Genomic DNA, 17,599 nt, shown 5'->3' with positions numbered 1-17,599 from the left:
CGGCCGGTCAGGTGCCTTTGCGGTTGGGAAAGATGACGGGGATGCCCTGGCGGGTGGCTACTGGACGTTTCTTCGGCGGGCCGCTTTCAAGCACGACCACAAGCTGCGCCCACTGCGGCACCGGCTCAGCCTCCTCGGCGGTGTCCACCACATGCGCGCGCAGCCCGGTGTAATCCACCGGTGCGGCGGGCTGATTCATCACGGCGGCAACGACCACGCATGCGGCCGCGGCGCACACTGTCGCCCGCGGGCGTCCGGCGAGGAACCCGGCGATGATCCAGCCGTAGGCCACCACAGCCGTCAACGGGGTTGCGCTCACCGTCGCGCTCGGCAACCCTGCCCCGATTTTGGCCACGGTGTGCACCCACCACGCCATCGGCTCCACGCACCACAGCACAGGCACCTCCAGACCGCCAGGTAGAAGCGACGCCACTGCCGCGATGAGGCCGAGCACCGTCACCGGCCCCACCACGGGGGCCACCAGCACGTTGGCGCCGACAGCTACCAGCGAAACTTTCCCCGCCATCAGGGCCACGATCGGCATGGTGGCCACGTCCGCCGCCACTGCGACGACCAGCGCGCGCACGAGGATGTCCGGCCAGCCCGTCGCCGCCAATGCCCGGTAGAGCAGCGGAAATAAGGCTACGATGCCGGCAGTGGCCGCCACAGATAGTGCGAACCCGTAGTGCACCGCGAGATCCGAGTCCACGAGCACCAGCCCGATCACGGACAAGCACAGCGCGTGAATCGGTTCCGCCTGCCTGGATGAAAGCACCGCCACCAGCCCCACCAGGCCGGACACCGAGGCACGCAGCACGCTCGGCTCCGGGCCGACCAACGCGGCGTAGACCAGGAGCGCCACTGCGGAGGCCGCGATCTTGCCGCGCAGCCCCGCCCCGGCCGCTGCCGCCGCAACCGCGGCGAAGGTGGAGACGATCGCGATATTGGCGCCAGAGACAGCAGACAGATGCGACAGGCCGGTATCGATGTACATCTGGTGCTCCGCGGCGGACTGCAGGTTGACGTCGCCGAGCACCATGCCCGGAATGAGCCCCTGCGACGCGGGGCCCACCTGCGCCTCCACCGCCGCGGCGAAGGTGGAGCGGACGTGGTGCGCGAACGCCGCCAACCCCTCGGGCGGGCCGATCACCTCGACCCGGCCATTGAGCACGAACGGGTTCACGCCGGGGCGGCCCGACTCCGCCACAACCCCACTGCCCACAACCTGCGCGCCGTTGACGGCACCGTCGGGCAGCTCTTCGACGAACACCGGCGTGACCGACGGCTGGCCCGGCACCCGTACCCGCACGAGGTACGCGCCGGACGACGTCTGCTTCGGTGCGCCGCTGACCGTTCCCGCGACCTCGGCGGCGGTGGAGCACAACCGCATCCGCACTGTCGCGGTCACTGCAGCCGCCACCCCAAGGCCCGCGGTGAGCACCGCCTGGCCGAGCTCGCGCCATATCAGACACCCAACCACGAACACGCCTGTGGCAGCGGCCGCCGCCCACGTCCCGAACAGGATGCAGCACGCCGCCGCGGCCCACACTGCGAGCGCCGCCGGAACTAGCCGCAGCTCCGACACGGCTACAGCCCCACCTGCGAACGCATTGCTTCAAACTTGGCGGGACCGATGCCGCGCACGTCCATGAGCTGCTCCACCGACGTAAACGGGCCGTGAGCCTCCCTGTGGGCGACAATCGATGCCGCCGTCGCTTCCCCCACCCCTGGCAGCGAGGTGAGCTCCGCCGCAGTAGCCGAGTTCAGCGACACGGTTCCGGGCCTGCCGTCTGCGGGCGGGGGCACACCAGGCGGCGGGGCGGCACCGACGGCCTGGACGAGGATCTGCTGGCCGTCCACCAGCAACTGCGCCTGGTTGTGCGCCAGCAGGTCCGCATGCGGCAGTGGCTGGGCGACCTGGAGGGCGTCGGCGATGCGGGAGCCCTCGTTGAGCGTCATCAGCCCCGGGTTTGCCACCTCCCCCACAACGGCCACTACCACCACCCCGCGGACTTCAGTCGGTTCCGCTACCTGCTCCCATTCGATCTGCTCGCCACCATCGCCGTCGCGGGTGAAACCCCACACCCCCACCGCAAGCAGCAGCGCTGCGACCACCACGGCGGCCGGCTTGACCGGCACCGACACGCGCGGCGCGGGGTAGCGCACAGCCAGGAGGTCTTCTTCCCCGGTTGGCCTGGTGAGCTCCTGCAGGCGGTCAATGGCGTTCATGCCACGGAAGCTAAATGTGCAAGCGCACAACCGGAAGCCCCCCGGCCGAAATCTGTGGATAACGTTGTTGCGGCGTCACCAACTCACCCCGCTTGTCCACAGCTACTGGGCGGGTTCCAGAGAAGAAAAGACAACCGAAAGGCCGATCGCGCCGGGGCCGGCGTGGACCGCCAGGACGTCGACAAGCGGTTCCAGCATCACCCGGGAGCCCTGCGGTAGCTGGGCCTCGAGCAGGTCCGCGAGCTGACTAGCCGCATCCGCCGCGTCCGCGTGCTGGATCGCGGCGAACACCGGCTCGCCGGCGGCGCGCTCCACAACAAGTTCCGCGAGCTTGGCAAACGCCTTCGACTGGGTGCGGGTCTTGCCAGCGAGTTCCAGCTTGCCGTCGTGGATGCGCAAAATCGGCTTGTTCGCCAGCAGCGCCGCCGACAGCACCGCTGTGCCTGTGGGCAGCCGCCCGGACTTTCGCAGATCATCCAACTGGTGCAGGTATACCCACGTCTCCGCACGGGCGAGAGTGGACTTCGCCATCGCCTCGCATTCGTCCACATCCCCGCCTTCTAGGGCCACCGTCGCAGCGGCCATTGCCGCGGCGCCGACAGTCATGCCGGCGGCGTCGGTTTCTACCACGCGGACGGTTCCGGGAAACACCGCAGACGCCGCCACGGCCGCAGACCACGTCGACGACAGCGCCTTGGACAAGTGCAGCGCCACCACCCCGTCATCTCCGCCGCGCTCCAGCTGACGCGCATAACAGGCCGCCAACTCCAGGGAGGAAAGTCCGGAGGTGCCCTTCTCCTCGCCGTGGTCCATCACGTGCATGTCCGCGACGGTGATATCCAGCTCGCGCACAACCTGCGCAGGCAAGCCGGCCGAGGAGTCCACCACCACACGCACTGCCACTTAGTTCAGCCCCCGGTTCCAGGCTTCGAGGTACCAGCGGGACACCGAAGGATCGTCGGGAAGCGGCATCGCCACAAGCCGTGCGGTGTTGGCGTTGCCCAGTCCTTTCAGCGCCGGGTACTGCGCCACAACGAAGCCGAGAAGCGACGCGGTCAGCGCCGCGATCGTGCCGCCGTGGGAGACCAACAGCACCGCCGAGTCGTCCCACTCGCGGTAATCACGCACGAGCTCGTCCACCACCGCGCGCGCACGCCCGGCCACCTCCAGCCGGCTCTCCCCGCGCGGCGGCGCCCAGGAGGCATCGGTGCGCCACACGGCACGCGCCCCTTCGTGCGCAGTGTCCACCTCGTTGTGCGTCTTGCCCTGCCAGTCCCCGAGGTGGGTTTCGCGCAGGCGGCTATCGACGTCTACAGCAAGCCCCAAATCAGCCGCCACCACCTCAGCGGTGTTTCTCGCGCGCATCAGGTCAGATGAGACGATCTTGGAAATTCCGAGATCACGCAGTTCTTTCGCCGCGGCGTGGGCTTGCGCGACACCCCGGTCAGACAGCACCGTGTCCAGCTGCCCCTGCATGCGCGAGGTGGCGTTGTACTCCGTCTCGCCGTGGCGCAGCAGGATCAAACGACGTTGCATGGTGTAAAACTCGCCTAGTATTCGTCGTCGGCTACCGCCGGGCCCTCACCCGCAAGCGGCAGGTCTTCAATGTTCTGCGCCTGGCGCAACTCGGCCTCGTCGCCGAAGGCAGTGGGGCGCTCGTAGGGCTCGAGGCCCTCGACCTCGATCGCCGGGCAGTCCGCGTAGAGTCGGTCTAGGCCGTAGAACTCGCGCTCGGCGTCACGCTGGATGTGGACGACAAAGTTGCCGTAGTCCAGCAGCACCCAGCGGTTTTCGCGGTTGCCCTCGCGGCGCTTCGGCTCCACGCCAAGATCCGTCAGGTCGTCCTCGACCTCCTGGACAATAGCGGCGACCTGGCGTTCGTTGTCCGCCGAGACAATCACGAACACGTCGGTGATAGCCATGACGTTGGACACGTCGATGACAGCGATGTTCTTGCCAAGCTTTTCATCCGCTGCCTTGGCGGCAACTTTGGCCCGGTCGATGGAGATCTGCGGAGCGGTCAAGTGGGAAACCCTTCGTGTGTAGGCGGACAGACCCCGCCATTGTCCCACGACACGCCCCGGTAGTGCTACTTAGGCGTACAGAGCGTTCTTGGCGATGTACTGCACCACCCCGTCCGGCACCAGGTACCAGACCGGGCGCCCCTCGGCGGCGCGGGCGCGGCAGTCCGTGGACGAAATGGCCATCGCGGGAATCTCCACCAAGTGCACGCGCTCCTGAATGTCGGCGGGGAACATGTCCTCCCGCAGCTCGTAGCCCGGACGTGTGACACCGACGAACTCTGCGAGCTCGAACATTTCCTCCCAGTCGTGCCACGACATGATGGAGGCAAGCGCGTCCGCGCCAGTGATAAAGTACAACGCCTCGTCAGGGAACTGCTCGCGCAGGTCCCGCAACGTGTCGATGGTGTAGGTCGGCCCACCACGGTCGATATCTACCCGCGAGACCGAAAACCGCGGATTGGAGGCGGTGGCGATCACCGTCATCAGGTAACGGTCCTCCGCCGGGCTGATCGTCTTGCCCGCCTTCTGCCACGGCTGGCCGGTGGGCACAAAGATGACCTCGTCCAACTCGAACCGGTCGGCCACTTCGCTCGCGGCGACCAGGTGCCCGTGGTGGATTGGGTCGAACGTGCCGCCCATGACACCGATGCGCCTGGCCCGATCCAACGAGGCCGCGTAGTGTTCCCCCACTGCGCCTACCACTGCGCCTACCACTGTGGGGGCAAAGGCACGATGTCGATGGACTCGATGAAGAGCATGCCTGCTCCCAACAGCGCCCCAAGCAACGCGCCGACGATGCCGAACGCGATGCCGACACCGAGCTCCGTCTTCGTCTCGTCCGCCCACTTCTCGGAGGAACCGGCGGAGCTGCGCGACACCTCGCGCTTTGTGCACAGCGGCTCGCCGTTTTCGTCCTTCACCGCGATGGGCTCGCCGGTCGCCCCGTCGATGATGGGCGTGCCTTTGTCATCCACCTCCCAGGTGCAGCTCTCCTCAACGACCACCGTGCGCTTGCTGTCGCGCGTAATGGTTTCAGCGCCGGCGGGGGCTGCGGCGAGGGCTACGGCGCAGGCGGTGGCTGCGGCAGTGGTGCGGATGCAACGCGTCATCAGCGGTACCGTACCTGATCTACGAAACGGCCGAAGGAATCGGAAACCTGGTTATCCCAGCGCGACGGCCAGCGGAAGTACCTGGCGTGGTTGCCGCCGTTGCTCTGGGAGCCCTGCAGCGTCTGCACCGACAGGTCGCACACCGCGTCCAGCGGCAGGCAGTAGTTCACGCGGTTGCGCGTGGCCGCAGCCGTCTTCGAGTTAAACGGCAACATGCCCAGCATGCCGCCTGCGCCGCCGCCGGGCACGCCCACCGTGGACCAGTCGCCCGCCGCCGTGTTGGGGTTGCCAAAGTAGACCACGCCCGCGAGCTGACCGCGTCGCGCCAGTTCGCGCTCGTGCTCAAGCAGAATCATCGCGCCCTGGGAGTAGCCGGACAGGATGTACTTCGGGCGGCAGCCGGTGGCGCGCTCGTAGTCGTTGATCATCTGCATCACTCCGCCACGGCCGATCTGCACGGAATCCAGGAACTGGTTCGCCGCGCGCCGCGCCGTCATGAAGACCGGGTTGGCCCACTGGATGGCCAGGCCGAGCGCTTGCAGCAGCGTGGACGGCACAGCCACCTCGGGCACGTCGTACTCCGGGAAGGTCGCCGGGTAGTAGCGCGGCTCCAGGCCGATGACCTCGACGTCCTTCATCAGCGAATTGCCGCCGTGGGTGGCGGTGTAGCGGCGCTCCGCATGACGCAGGAAGGCGCGGATGGTTTCGCCCTCCCAGCCGTTGGAGGTCCACGGCGCGGCCCACGAGTACTTGGTGGGGTAGATCTCCCCGTTCTGGCCTGAGCCGCGTGCGGCAACCACAGCGACGGCGGGGCAGCGGGTCTGCGCGTCCGCTTCCTGCACGGGAGCGACGGGGGTGACAGTGGCGGTAACTGCTGTGGCAACAGCGGTGGCGAACAGCCCGAAGCGGGCGCGCCAAGAGGTCCGGGATTTCAGCACGCGAGATAGATTAGCGCACCTGGCCGGTACCTTCCAGGATCCACTTGGTGGTGGTCAGCTCCGGCAGCGCCATGGGGCCGCGGGCGTGCAGTTTTTGGGTGGAGATGCCGATTTCCGCGCCCATGCCGTACTGCTCCCCGTCCGTGAAGGCGGTCGATGCGTTGAGTACGACGGCGGCGGCGTCGATGGCGTCAGCGAAACGTCGTAAAGCATCGGCATCCTGGGCCGCGATTGCCTCGGTGTGGCCGCTGGAGTAGCGCGCGATGTGGGCGATCGCCCCGTCCACGCCGTCCACGACCGCGCTCGCGATGTCCATGCTGAGGTACTCCTCGGCGAAGTCAGCCTCGGTCGCGGGTGTGACGTGGGCGCCGAAGGCAGCATGCCTATCGACGTCGCCGTGCACCTCAACCCCCGCTCCCTGCAACGCGGCGATGACGGCGCGCTTGTTTTCGTCCGAGAGAGCCGCGTCGATGAGCACGGTTTCCGTGGCGTTACACACGCTGACCCGGCGCGTCTTGCCGTTGAGTAGCATCGCGACCGCCTTGTCCATGTCCGCGGAGGCGTCGATGTAGAAGTGGCAGTTGCCCGTGCCCGTCTCGATGGTGGGCACGGTCGCGCCCGTCACCACGGCCTCGATCAGGCGCGCGCCGCCACGCGGGATCACCACGTCCACCAGGCCGCGGGCGGTGATGAGGTCTTGAACCGACTCGTGGGAATCGCACGGCAGCAGCTGCACCGCCTCGCGCGGCAAATCGTGATCTGCGAGGGAGTCCTGCAACACCTCGACCAGCTTCTGGTTGGAGTGCCTCGCAGTCTTGGAACCGCGCAACAGCGCCACGTTGCCGGATTTCAGCGCCAGGCCGAACGCGTCGACGGTGACGTTCGGGCGGGCCTCGTAGACCATGCCCATCACGCCCAGCGGCACGCGCACCTGCTTCATCTGGATGCCGTTGGGCAGCGTGCGGCCGGTGAGCACCTCCCCCACCGGGTCGCGCAAGGACGCCACCTGGCGCAAACCGTCGGCGATGCCCGCGATGCGCGCTTCATCCAGCGCGAGCCGGTCCAACACTGACTCCGCCAGGCCGTTTGCGTGGCCGTGCTCCAGGTCGCGGGCGTTGGCACCCAGGATCTCGCCTGCGCGCTCGGTCAACGCAGCGGCGGCCGCGAGCAGCACCGCGTCCTTCGCCGGGGTCGGTAGCGCCGCGATCACCGGCGCTACCTCTTTCGCGCGGCGCGCCTTCGCGAGCACCTCCTCGCGCTCGGCCTGTCTTTGCTGGTCAGTCTGCTGCGCACTCATGCAGCAATACTAGCGCTCGACGAGTACCAAAACTCTTGACACTGGCGCGGGGGTGTCCCACTATTTCGGTATGACCGATTTGCAGCTCTTCAACGTCCCGGAAAAGCTGGTGCGCGCCCTTGAAGCGCAGGCCCAGCGTCGGAACACGTCCGTGTCCGACGTCGCTGTTGACGAGCTGACATTCGCGCTCAACCGTCGCGAGCGTTCCGCGGCCCTGGCTCGACTCGCCAGTCTTCCCCGGGTGAGCCCGAAGGGCGAATCCATCGCCGATGCTGTTCGCGCTGAACGGGACGCCCGCGCATGATTCTGGATCCGTCCGCGGCGATCGAACTATTGCTGCGGACTGATAAGGGCGACCAAGTACTCGAGCTGGTCTCTGCGGAAGACGCAGAAATCCACGCACCTCACCTACTGGTAACTGAAGTCGTGCAGGTAATGAGAAGGCAGGTGCGGTCCAACGTTTTAGACGTGAGTAGAGCGGCCGAGTCTTTATCGATCTTGAGCGAGCTGGGTATCCAATTTCACGGACATCTTCCGCTCATGGCTCGAACCTGGCAGCTCCGCGAGAACGTCTCCGCTTACGACGCCACTTTCATAGCGCTTGCCGAAACGCTCAATCAGCCGCTCGTCACCGCAGATGCCCGCCTCGGTAACGCGCCTGGATTCGGGGCGACCATACTGGTCATTTAGTACCCTGCGTCGACGTCCACTTCGGTGACCATCTTCTCGCCCGCGGCGTACAGCTCCCAGTTCTTCGCGGCCAGCCCACCGATGCGGCGCTCCATAAACCGCGGGATGTTGGCCACGTGCGGGGTGATCACGCAGTTGTCCAGGCCCCACAGCTCGTGGTCGGCGGGCAGCGGCTCGGGCTCGGTGACATCCAGGCCGGCGCCGCGCAGGTGGCCGTCGGCAAGAGCCTGCGTGAGCGCCTGCGTATCGACGAGCGGCCCGCGCCCCACGTTCACAATCACCGCACTGTCCTGCATTTTGCCGATCGTCTCCGCGTTCACCATGTGGCGGGTTTCGTCCGTGAGCGGGGTAAGCAGGACGAAATAGTCGTGCTCCGCCCACACGTCGTCGGACAGTGTCACCGTGCGGTCCGCGCCCTCGACGGGGTTGCCGGAGCGGTTCACAGCCGTGATGTCCATGCCGAAGGGCTCGAGGAAGCGGATGAGGGTTTTGCCGATGCCGCCCGCGCCGATCAGCGCCAGCTTCTTGTTGTCGAAGAGGTACTGCTTCTCCTTGAACAGCTGCGTGTTGTTCCATTCCGCGCTGACGGCCTTGAGCCGGTGCTCCACGGCGAGCAGCAGTGCGAGGGCGGATTCGGCGACAGTGTCGTCGTACAGCCCGCCGGCGTTGGCGAAGCGCACGCCGCTGCCCGCGTATTTGGCAAAGACGTCCTGCAGGTTCTCCACACCCGCGTACTGGATTTGCACCACCTTGACCGATTCAGGCAGCTCGTCGGGGAAATCATCCGGACCACCGCCGAAGATGATCATGTCCGGGTTGTCCTCGAGCGCGACGTGGGTGTGGCCTTCCCCCTCCAGGGCGGCGATGGGCTCGTCTTTGGGCTTGGGCAGGTAAGCGAATTTCATGCCCGCCCAGGGTAGCGCCTACAGACGCGAGGCGTAGTTGGACAAGTAGTCGGCGTGGACGACCGCGCGGCGCTGGTGCTCCGGCAGCTCGTGGGTTGGTTTACCCAGCATGCTGGCCAGTTCGGCGGCGTCGTAGGCCACCTCGCCGCGGCCGACCGCCTCCGAGTCGGGCCCGAGGATTTCCACGATGTCGCCGGCGTGGAACTCTCCCTCGATGCCGGTAATGCCCACCGCGAGCAAACTCGTGCCGCCGCGGGTGACGGCCTCGACCGCGCCCTCATCCAGGCGCAGCACCCCTTCGGCGTCGGCCGCGTACAGCGCCCAGAACTTCCACGCGTTGAGCCTGCGTTCCGGGCGGGTGTGGAACACGGTGCCCACCTCGGCGGTTGCCAGCGCGTCCTTGATCTTCTCCGTAGCCGTGAGCAGCACCGGCACGCCGCCGCGAGCGGCAAGGCGAGCGGCCGAGACCTTCGCCGCCATGCCACCGGTGCCGAATACTCCCCCGTCGCCCGCTTGGACGTCGGTGAGGTCGTTGCCGGAGCGCACTTCGTCGATAAGCTTCGCGCCCGGGTCGGAGGGGTTGCTGGTGTAGAGGCCGTCCACATCCGACAGCAGCACCAGCGCATCCGCCGAGATCAGCGTGGCCACGATGGCGGAGAGGCGGTCGTTGTCGCCGAAGCGCATCTCGGAGGTGGCCACGGTGTCGTTCTCGTTGACAATCGGCACCGCGCCCATCTGGCGCAGGCGGTCGATAGTGCGCTGCGCGTTGCGTGCGCGCTCGCGTGAGCCGGCGTCTGACTGGGTGAGCAGCACCTGCCCGATCGTGCGGCCGTAGCGCGCGAACGAGGCGCCCCACACCTGCGCCAGGTGGATCTGCCCCACCGACGCGGCCGCCTGCTTCGTTGCCAGATCGCGCGGCCGGGCCTTCAACCCAAGCGGGCCCATGCCTGCGGCGATGGCGCCGGAAGAGACCACGATGACGTCGGAACCGCGCGCGATGCGGTGCTCAATAGCGTCGACGATCCGGTCGATCTTCTCCGGGTCCAGCTCGCCCGCCTCGTTGACCAGGGAACTTGTGCCGAGCTTCACCACGATGCGGCGGGCGGCGGCGATCTTGTCGCGAAGCGTTGTCATATGCGGGAAGTCTACGCCTGTGGATAACTTCCATTGCGTTATCCACAGAATTCGGATGGGTCTTGTGCGTTTCGTTTTACCGGGTAGGTTGCCTCGCATGAACGAAATCGACACAAACGCGCTCGACTTCCTGGAGCGTTTCGACCGCCAACAGCTCATCGATGCCGGTTACAGCCTGCGACGCATCGGCGAATGGCGCATGGTGCACACCGTCTACTTCGGCGCCACCAAATGGACCGCCAAGCAGCGCGAAGCCAAAGCCCGCGCGCCGGGGCTCAACATGGATCAACTGGTGCTGATAGAAAAACAACTGCGCCACATCACCGACGACGCGCAGCGTTGGAAACTGCGCCTCGAGCTACTCACCTTCCGCGGCACTTACGAGGCACTGCGCCGCCGCGCGAAAGAGCTCGTGCCGGGGCCGCCGAAGAAAAAACCGCGCAGCGGGGTGACCTTCTTCGCACCACGAATGGGCATGCGCACGATGATGGTCACCGGCACCGAGCGTGACATCACCGACATCGAGACGTCGCTGCGCACCGGCCTCGATCACGCACTGCCGGAGTCGCCGCAGATGCTCGCCCCGCTTCTCGACGCCCTCCGGTCCGGCACAGGCAGCATCCCCCACGCCGTCCCGCGCCCAATTGTGCTGGTGCCGCTCGACGCGCACCTGAAGGTCCTTACAGGCGACGGCGACGACGTGCTGCTGGGAATGTCCGACGGCACCACCATGACCGGCGCCGAATACCTCCAACTTGCCCGCGGCGAGGAGCTCGAGGTAGCGGTGTTCCACCCCGAGGAAGGGCCGGTGAATCTGTACCGGGGCGCGCGCTTCGCCAACGCCAAACAGCGCGACCTGCTACGAGCGGCCCAGCCGGTGTGCTCCGCGCCGGACTGCATCCGCGCCGCCGATCACTGCGAGGCCCACCACATCGTGCCCTGGGCGCACGGCGGCGAAACCAACCTGGACAACCTGGCACCGCTGTGCCGCTACCACAACCGGGTCAACGACGACGCCCCGCACCTACGCAAGCGCGGCCGGATCGTGCGGCGGCGGGGCCGGATCTTCTGGCGCTCCCCGCGCGGCTACGCGGTAGCCAACGAGCGCGGCCACCACGGCGCCATGGATCTCCTGTTTGGCAGGTGGATGCCCTAGCCCTGCCAGCGCTCGCGGTCCGCCTCTTCGCCTGTGCCGTAGTCGTACTCGTCGATCAGGCCGCGGCGGGCCTGCGAAGCACGCTTGCGCTCCGCCGCGGAGATGCGGTCCGTGCCGCTGAGGCGCGCGTCTTGGCCGCGGCCGGCCAGCGTGGGATCGCCGCCGATGGACGGCTCCCAGTCGAAGGAGATCTCCCCGATGGTGACGGTGTCGCCCTCATGTGCACCCGCCTTGCGCAGCATGTCTTCCACACCCGCCTTGTTCAAGCGGTCGGACAGGTAGCCCACGGCCTCGTCGTTTTCAAAGTCGGTCTGGCGCACCCAGCGCTCCACCTTCTCGCCCGTGACCAACCAACCCTCGGGGTACATGGGGTCGCGCACGACCTCGATGCCGCCGTCATCGTGGCGGCGGCCGGCGAAGTTGGGGCGGATCACCTGCGGTTCGTCGCTAGGCACGCTGCGACGCTGCTTTCGGGAGCGCTTCACAATGTCCCACATGGCCCACTTCAGATCGTCCAGCCCTTCGCGCGTGGCGGTGGAGATCAAATACACCGGCCAGCCGAACCTCTCCTCGATGTCCGCGCGCAAGAACTCGGCGAGCTCTTTCGCCTCCGGGACGTCCATCTTGTTCAGCACCACCAGGCGGGGGCGCTCGCGCAAGTCGCCCAGGCCCGAATCCATATCGAGCTCGTCGGCGTAGGTGTCCAGCTCATGCTCGAGGGCCTCGATGTCGGAGATCGGGTCCCGGCCCGGCTCCATCGTGGCCACGTCGACGATGTGCGCGAGCACGGCGGTGCGCTCGATGTGGCGCAGGAAGTCCAGGCCCAGCCCCTTTCCCTGGCTCGCGCCCGGGATCAAGCCCGGCACGTCCGCGATGGTAAACGTGTCGTGGCCGACCGTGACCACACCCAGGTTCGGCGCGAGCGTGGTAAACGGGTAATCCGCGATCTTCGGCTTCGCGGCGGACACCACCGAGATCAGCGAGGACTTACCTGCCGACGGAAACCCCACCAGCCCCACATCCGCCATCGACTTCAGCTCCAGGATGAGGTCATGCGCCTCCCCCGGTTCGCCTTTGAGCGCGAACCCGGGGGCTTTGCGCTTCGCCGTCGCCAACGCTGCGTTGCCCAGGCCGCCGTAGCCGCCCTCCGCGGCGATGAAGCGGGTACCCGGCACGGTCAGGTCCGCCAGTACCTCACCGTCCTCGTCGCGCACGACGGTGCCGACTGGTACTTCGAGCACGAGGTCTTCGCCGCGCGCACCGTTGCGCCAATCGCCCGCGCCGTTGCCGCCACGCCCGGCCTTCACATGGGGCCGGTACTGGAAGTCCAGCAACGTATGCACCTGGGTGGACACCTCGAGCACGATGTCGCCGCCGTGCCCGCCGTTGCCGCCGTCCGGCCCGCCGAGCGGCTTGAACTTCTCGCGGTGGACGGACGCGCAGCCGTGGCCGCCGTCGCCGGCCTGCAGGTGCAGCGTTGCGCGATCAACAAATTGGGCCATGGTTGGGGTCCCACCTTTCTTTCTGACACGGACGATGATATGCAAAAAGCGCCGTCGGCCCGTTCGGACCGGCGGCGCCGATTCACCAGCGCTTAGGCGGTGGCGGTTGCCTCAGCGGCGGTGCCTTCATCCACAACACCTGCCGCCTCGGCCTGCTCGAGGACCTCGGAAGCGACGCCCTGGCCGTCAGCCGGGACGATGTTGACGATGCGGCGCTTGCGCTTGATGCCGAACTGGACGGAGCCGGAGGTCAGTGCGAACAGCGTGTCGTCGCCGCCACGGCCGACGTTGTCGCCCGGGTGGAACTTGGTGCCGCGCTGGCGAACGAGGATTTCGCCGGCCTTGACCTGCTGGCCACCGAAGCGCTTCACACCGAGGCGCTTGGACTCAGAGTCACGACCGTTCGCGGAGCTGGATGCACCTTTCTTGTGTGCCATAGTTCAAATTCTCCTAGTGGTTACTTGATGCCGGTGATCTTGACGGTGGTCTGCGGCTGGCGGTGGCCCTGGCGCACCTTGTAGCCGGTCTTGTTCTTGTACTTCAGAATGTCGACCTTCTTGCCCTTACCGTGCTCGACGATTTCCGCGGTCACGTTGACCTTGGACAGAGCGTCCGCGCCGGAGGTGACGTCTGCGCCATCAACGAGAAGGATCGGGGTGAGTTCGACCTTGTCGCCTGCTTCACCCTCAAGCTTCTCGACCTTGACGAGGTCGCCCTCGGCAACCTTGTACTGCTTGCCGCCGGTCTTGACGATCGCGTACATAGAGGGTTACCCCTTATCTCTACTCGCCCGCCCCTGGCATGCACAGGGGCGGAATGGAACAGTTTGAGCGCTTCGGGGCCGGTAACGAGCCAGCCGTACCCGCATGCGTAGGCAACGAGGCGGCACGCCCCGAAACAGCGACTCGGCAAGACTACACCGGCACCTCGCGCTTTACCAAACCGCGCTAGCTGCTGCGTCGCGTAGCGCGCCGCCGTCCGCGCCGCGGGGAAGCCTGTGCTTCTCGACGCCGTTCCGCAGCACCCGCATCTTCCTTGCCGCCGCCCTGGGTGGTTTGGGCGGTTGCACGCTCTGCCGCAACCGAGGCGTTGGATTTGCGCACCGCGCGGCGCCGGCCTCGACGGCTAGCGGATGGCTTCGCTGGCGCGGATGCATTCGCACGCTCCTCGGTGCGCGTGTCCTCCTGAGCCTGTTCGGGCTCTGCGAAGTCCTCGCGGCGAGGGCGGTGGTCCGAGCGGGAGTTGCCGCGGGTCCGGCGCTTGCGGCGCGGCGAGTTCTCGAACTCCTCCACCGCGTCCTCGTAGCTCGGCTGCGGCTCCTGCGCCGGCACATCGTGGGTGGCGTCCTCCGGCGCTGGTTGGCGCTTTTGCTGGTCCTGCGCTTCCGGCTGCTTCCCGCGCCCGCGGCTGCCACCACGGCGTCCGCGGCGCCGCGACGAGCGGCGGCGCCCGTCCGCGTCGTCGTCGAGCGAGCCGTCCGGCCCCGTCGCCCCGGCATCACCGCGCGAATCCGCGTCGGTGGGCGTGTCCTCCTGGGCGGGGTCCTCGTCGCTGAAGATGGAGTTGAGGAGGTTGTCCATCTCGTCGTCGTTGAGGGGCTTGCGCTTGGAGCGACGCTGACTCCGCGACTTGTGCTCGCGGCCGCCGTCACGGTCACCCTCGCGGCCGCCGTCCTGGGCAGCGTCTTTGTCACGGCTGCGGGTTGCGCGGCGCTCGTCGCGGCCGCGCTCGGAGTACGGGTCGTGCTCCACCGGGTCGTCGGTGACGATGATGCCGCGGCCGCCGCAGCACTCGCACTCGGTAGAGAAGGTCTCCAAAAGCCCGTTGCCAAGGCGCTTGCGGGTCATCTGCACCAGGCCCAATGAGGTCACCTCGGAGACCTGGTGGCGGGTGCGGTCACGCCCGAGCGCCTCGTTGAGGCGGCGCAGCACGAGCTCCTGGTTTTCGGGGAGGATCATGTCGATGAAGTCGATGATGATCATGCCGCCGATGTCGCGCAGGCGGATCTGCCGCACGATCTCCTCGGCGGCCTCGAGGTTGTTGGAGGTCACGGTCTCCTCCAACGAGCCGCCGGAGCCGGTGAACTTGCCGGTGTTGACGTCGATGACGGTCATCGCCTCGGTGCGGTCGATCACGAGCGTGCCGCCGGAGGGCAGCCAGACGGTGCGCGACAGCGCCTTTTGCAGCTGCTCGTCGATGCGGTGGACTTCAAAAGCGTCCTTGCCGTCGTGCGCGTCGCGGTCGAACTTCTCCACACGGTCCAGCAGGTCCGGTGCGACGGACTGCACGTAGGCGTGCACGGTGTTCCACGGCTTGCGCCCATCCACGATGAGGGACGTGAAGTCCTCGTTGAACAGGTCGCGCACGACCTTGACCAGGATGTTCGGCTCCTCGTACAAGGTGACCGGCTTGGCGCCTTTCGACGACTTTTCCTTCTCCGCCTGCTCTTGGATCGCGGTCCACTGGTTGTGCAGGCGGTTCACGTCGGCGGCGATCGCCTCCTCCGGCACGTTCTCCGCGGCCGTTCTGATGATCGCCCCGCCCTTGCCGGGCACCACGTTGTTCAGGATCTCTTTCAGGCGCTTGCGCTCCGGCGCCGGCAGCTTGCGGGAGATGCCGGCACTGCGACCGCCCGGCACGTACACCAGGTAGCGGCCTGCCAGGGAGATCTGCGTGGTCAACCGCGCGCCCTTGTGCCCGACCGGGTCCTTGGTCACCTGCACCAGCACTTGGTCGCCGGACTTGAGCGCCTGTTCGATGCGGCGCGAACGTCCGCCGAGACCTGCGGATTTCCAGTCCACCTCGCTGGCGTAGAGCACGCCGTTGCGGCCCTGCCCGATGTCTATGAAGGCCGCCTCCATGCTGGACAGCACGTTCTGCACACGCCCGAGGTAGATGTTGCCGATCATGGAGGACTGGCTCTCCGCCGTGACAAAATGCTCGACGAGCAGACCGTCCTCGAGCACAGCGACCTGCGTGATCTTGCCGTGGCCGTCGTGACGGTCGCGCTCGCGCACCACCATGTGGCGCTCCACGGACTCGCGGCGGGCGAGGAACTCCGCCTGGCTCACAATGCGGGAGCGTTTGCGCTGCTCCTCGCGTTTTTCGGTGCGGCGTCGGCGCTGGGCTTCCAGGCGCGAGGACCCCTTGATCGCCTTCGGCTCCTCGATCGGTTCGGGCTCGTGCCTCTCGACGTCCTCCGGTTCCCCCTCCGGCGAAGCGACGTCGTCACGCTGCTGCTCCTCCTGCGTCGGCGCTGCAGCCCGGGTGGCGCGGCGGCGTTTGCGGTCGGGAGCCTTGAACAGCGGCGCCCGGTTGGTGGCCTCCTCCGGGACGGGGGTGACCGCAGGCTCCACGTCGATGAGCGGATCCTCCTCGGCGGGATCGCGCAGATCCGCCTCGACCTTTTCCTCGATCTGGTGGATCTCGTTTTCCACGTCTTTGCGCACGCGCTGGCGGATCTTCTCATCCGCAACGTCGTCTGCTGCCGGGGTGTCGGGGTGCTCTGGGGCGGTGGCCGCCAAGGCGTCGAGAAGCTGCTCGCTTTCCGCCCGCGTCAGCGTGGACTGCGCCACCTTGACCACGCCCAGCTCGGACAGCGCCACCACGAGCTCCTTAGACGGCACTCCTAGCGCCTTGGCCAGGGTAAACACGCGAGTCTTGTCCGCCAGCTGCGAGCGGTCGAACGCCGCGTACGGGTTGTCCGCCGGCTGCGCTTGCGGCGCCGCCTTCTTCCCCGTCTTTTTCACCGCTCGCCTGCGAGACGTCTTCTTCTCCGGCGTGTCGCCCTTGTCAGCGGATGCCTTGTGACCAGCCAATACGTCACTCTCCAATTTTGCTCAGCCGCACCACGCTGGGGCGGGCCGGGCGCTGGCAGCATGGTGCCGAAGCGGCCGCGCGGCGAGCCCCACGGGGCGGTACGTGTGAAAGTTTCCTGGCGTCGCACTGCGGCGCCTGCGCTGACCATTGTGGCACAGTGGTCCACGCAGCGCGGAGAGGGTTTACTTTTCCGCCAACCGCAGCAGGTCCGCCACGGCCGCCACCGGCGCGTTCGGGTGCTGCTCTGTGAGCGCTGTGCCCACCACGATCTGCAGTACACGCGCTGAGCTCAGCTGCGCCACGCCACTGCTGCGCAGCATCTCGGCGATCATGTCTTTGAGCTCCTGCAGTGCGTGATCGACGCTGGACCCGACCTCGTTCGGCTCGCGCTGCGCCTCCACGAACGCCGTGATCACAGAGCGGGCGCGCCCCGGTTGCCCGCACGCAACGACATCGACCGCGGCCTCAGCCAGAAACACCGGATCCTTCAGGTCGGCCCCCTGCGCGGTGGCCCGCGCAAACGCCGCACGACGCCGCTCAACCAGACGGTCGAAACAAGTGACCACAAGTTTGTCGCGCGTGGAGTAGTAGTAGCCGATGGATCCCACCGGCACCGAAGCCGCTGCCGCGACCTGCCGGTGCGTGACGCCTTTCAGCCCCTCGGAGAGCAATAGCGTGATCGCCGCATCCAGGATTGCAGAGCGCTTCTCCACCGCTCTTGCCTGCTCGCTGCGAGCTGCCACTGCTACCTGCCTTTCTACCCGTCCGGTTACATGCAACCCTATTTATACAACAA

At 67.1% G+C, this 17,599-nt stretch carries 18 protein-coding genes and 1 pseudogene; 3 read left to right on the top strand and 16 right to left on the bottom strand.

Going from position 1 to position 17,599, the window contains the following annotated elements; translation table 11 throughout:
• Positions 1 to 7: 7 nt before the first annotated feature.
• The 9 genes from HMA55_RS08840 to HMA55_RS08800 form a co-directional block, all read right to left on the bottom strand.
• Entirely contained in the window at positions 8 to 1,585 is a 1,578-nt protein-coding gene (locus HMA55_RS08840; RefSeq protein ID WP_181192677.1) for a ComEC/Rec2 family competence protein, read from the bottom strand.
• Positions 1,586 to 1,587: 2 nt separating this feature from the next.
• The gene (locus HMA55_RS08835; RefSeq protein WP_181192676.1) at positions 1,588 to 2,229 is read right to left on the bottom strand and encodes a ComEA family DNA-binding protein; all 642 of its coding nucleotides are present in this window, start codon (positions 2,227 to 2,229) and stop codon (positions 1,588 to 1,590) included.
• Positions 2,230 to 2,331: 102 nt separating this feature from the next.
• Positions 2,332 to 3,132 carry a DegV family protein gene (locus tag HMA55_RS08830; RefSeq protein ID WP_181192675.1) on the bottom strand — a complete coding sequence of 267 codons (801 nt, stop codon included), beginning with the start codon at positions 3,130 to 3,132 and terminating at the stop codon, positions 2,332 to 2,334.
• A complete protein-coding gene (locus tag HMA55_RS08825; RefSeq protein WP_181192674.1) occupies positions 3,133 to 3,765 on the bottom strand; it encodes a histidine phosphatase family protein in 633 nt (210 codons plus the stop codon).
• Between the two features lie 14 nt (positions 3,766 to 3,779).
• Positions 3,780 to 4,253 (bottom strand): ribosome silencing factor, encoded by a 474-nt coding sequence (gene rsfS, locus HMA55_RS08820; protein WP_181192673.1) that lies wholly within the window; start codon positions 4,251 to 4,253, stop codon positions 3,780 to 3,782.
• 69 nt (positions 4,254 to 4,322) lie between these two features.
• Positions 4,323 to 4,943 carry a nicotinate-nucleotide adenylyltransferase gene (nadD, locus tag HMA55_RS08815; protein WP_374680607.1) on the bottom strand — a complete coding sequence of 207 codons (621 nt, stop codon included), beginning with the start codon at positions 4,941 to 4,943 and terminating at the stop codon, positions 4,323 to 4,325.
• Between the two features lie 17 nt (positions 4,944 to 4,960).
• Entirely contained in the window at positions 4,961 to 5,362 is a 402-nt protein-coding gene (locus tag HMA55_RS08810) for a hypothetical protein (RefSeq protein WP_181192672.1), read from the bottom strand.
• Entirely contained in the window at positions 5,362 to 6,300 is a 939-nt protein-coding gene (locus HMA55_RS08805) for a cutinase family protein (RefSeq protein ID WP_257802532.1), read from the bottom strand. Before HMA55_RS08805 ends, HMA55_RS08810 begins: the two co-directional genes overlap by 1 nt.
• Before the next feature lie 10 nt (positions 6,301 to 6,310).
• A complete protein-coding gene (locus HMA55_RS08800; RefSeq protein ID WP_181192671.1) occupies positions 6,311 to 7,597 on the bottom strand; it encodes a glutamate-5-semialdehyde dehydrogenase in 1,287 nt (428 codons plus the stop codon).
• Positions 7,598 to 7,667: 70 nt separating this feature from the next.
• Here HMA55_RS08800 and HMA55_RS08795 point away from each other — a divergent pair, with 70 nt between their 5' ends.
• Complete coding sequence (locus HMA55_RS08795) at positions 7,668 to 7,901, top strand: hypothetical protein (RefSeq protein WP_181192670.1); 234 nt, start codon at positions 7,668 to 7,670, stop codon at positions 7,899 to 7,901.
• Positions 7,898 to 8,287: a type II toxin-antitoxin system VapC family toxin gene (locus tag HMA55_RS08790; RefSeq protein ID WP_181192669.1), complete on the top strand. Its 390-nt coding sequence runs from the start codon at positions 7,898 to 7,900 to the stop codon at positions 8,285 to 8,287. Before HMA55_RS08795 ends, HMA55_RS08790 begins: the two co-directional genes overlap by 4 nt.
• Here HMA55_RS08790 and HMA55_RS08785 read toward each other — a convergent pair.
• The gene (locus HMA55_RS08785; protein ID WP_181192668.1) at positions 8,284 to 9,192 is read right to left on the bottom strand and encodes a D-isomer specific 2-hydroxyacid dehydrogenase family protein; all 909 of its coding nucleotides are present in this window, start codon (positions 9,190 to 9,192) and stop codon (positions 8,284 to 8,286) included. The two genes, HMA55_RS08790 and HMA55_RS08785, sit on opposite strands and share 4 nt — an antisense overlap.
• A gap of 18 nt (positions 9,193 to 9,210) precedes the next feature.
• Positions 9,211 to 10,326 (bottom strand): glutamate 5-kinase, encoded by a 1,116-nt coding sequence (gene proB / locus HMA55_RS08780; protein ID WP_181192667.1) that lies wholly within the window; start codon positions 10,324 to 10,326, stop codon positions 9,211 to 9,213.
• 97 nt (positions 10,327 to 10,423) lie between these two features.
• On the opposite strand from proB, the gene HMA55_RS08775 reads away from it, so the two are divergent.
• Positions 10,424 to 11,482, top strand: a complete 1,059-nt coding sequence (locus HMA55_RS08775; RefSeq protein ID WP_181192666.1) for an HNH endonuclease signature motif containing protein — start codon at positions 10,424 to 10,426, stop codon at positions 11,480 to 11,482.
• On the opposite strand, the gene obgE is transcribed toward HMA55_RS08775, so the two are convergent.
• From obgE to HMA55_RS11235, 5 genes and pseudogenes are all read right to left on the bottom strand, one after another.
• Positions 11,479 to 12,984 carry a GTPase ObgE gene (obgE, locus tag HMA55_RS08770; RefSeq protein ID WP_181192665.1) on the bottom strand — a complete coding sequence of 502 codons (1,506 nt, stop codon included), beginning with the start codon at positions 12,982 to 12,984 and terminating at the stop codon, positions 11,479 to 11,481. The two genes, HMA55_RS08775 and obgE, sit on opposite strands and share 4 nt — an antisense overlap.
• A 185-nt stretch (positions 12,985 to 13,169) precedes the next feature.
• Positions 13,170 to 13,421: pseudogene (gene rpmA / locus HMA55_RS08765) on the bottom strand (50S ribosomal protein L27); the annotation flags it as partial.
• 20 nt (positions 13,422 to 13,441) lie between these two features.
• A complete protein-coding gene (gene rplU / locus HMA55_RS08760; protein ID WP_181192663.1) occupies positions 13,442 to 13,747 on the bottom strand; it encodes a 50S ribosomal protein L21 in 306 nt (101 codons plus the stop codon).
• A 184-nt stretch (positions 13,748 to 13,931) separates the two neighbouring features.
• Positions 13,932 to 16,733, bottom strand: a complete 2,802-nt coding sequence (locus tag HMA55_RS08755) for a translation initiation factor IF-2 N-terminal domain-containing protein (protein ID WP_181192747.1) — start codon at positions 16,731 to 16,733, stop codon at positions 13,932 to 13,934.
• 252 nt (positions 16,734 to 16,985) lie between these two features.
• Positions 16,986 to 17,546, bottom strand: a complete 561-nt coding sequence (locus HMA55_RS11235; RefSeq protein ID WP_219910497.1) for a TetR/AcrR family transcriptional regulator — start codon at positions 17,544 to 17,546, stop codon at positions 16,986 to 16,988.
• Positions 17,547 to 17,599: the final 53 nt, after the last annotated feature.

This window comes from Corynebacterium wankanglinii, from assembly GCF_013601005.1.
In the GTDB taxonomy this organism is placed as follows: domain Bacteria; phylum Actinomycetota; class Actinomycetes; order Mycobacteriales; family Mycobacteriaceae; genus Corynebacterium; species Corynebacterium wankanglinii.
The sequence above is the reverse complement of the archived record's forward strand: the minus strand, read 5'-3'. Positions and strand labels throughout refer to the sequence as shown.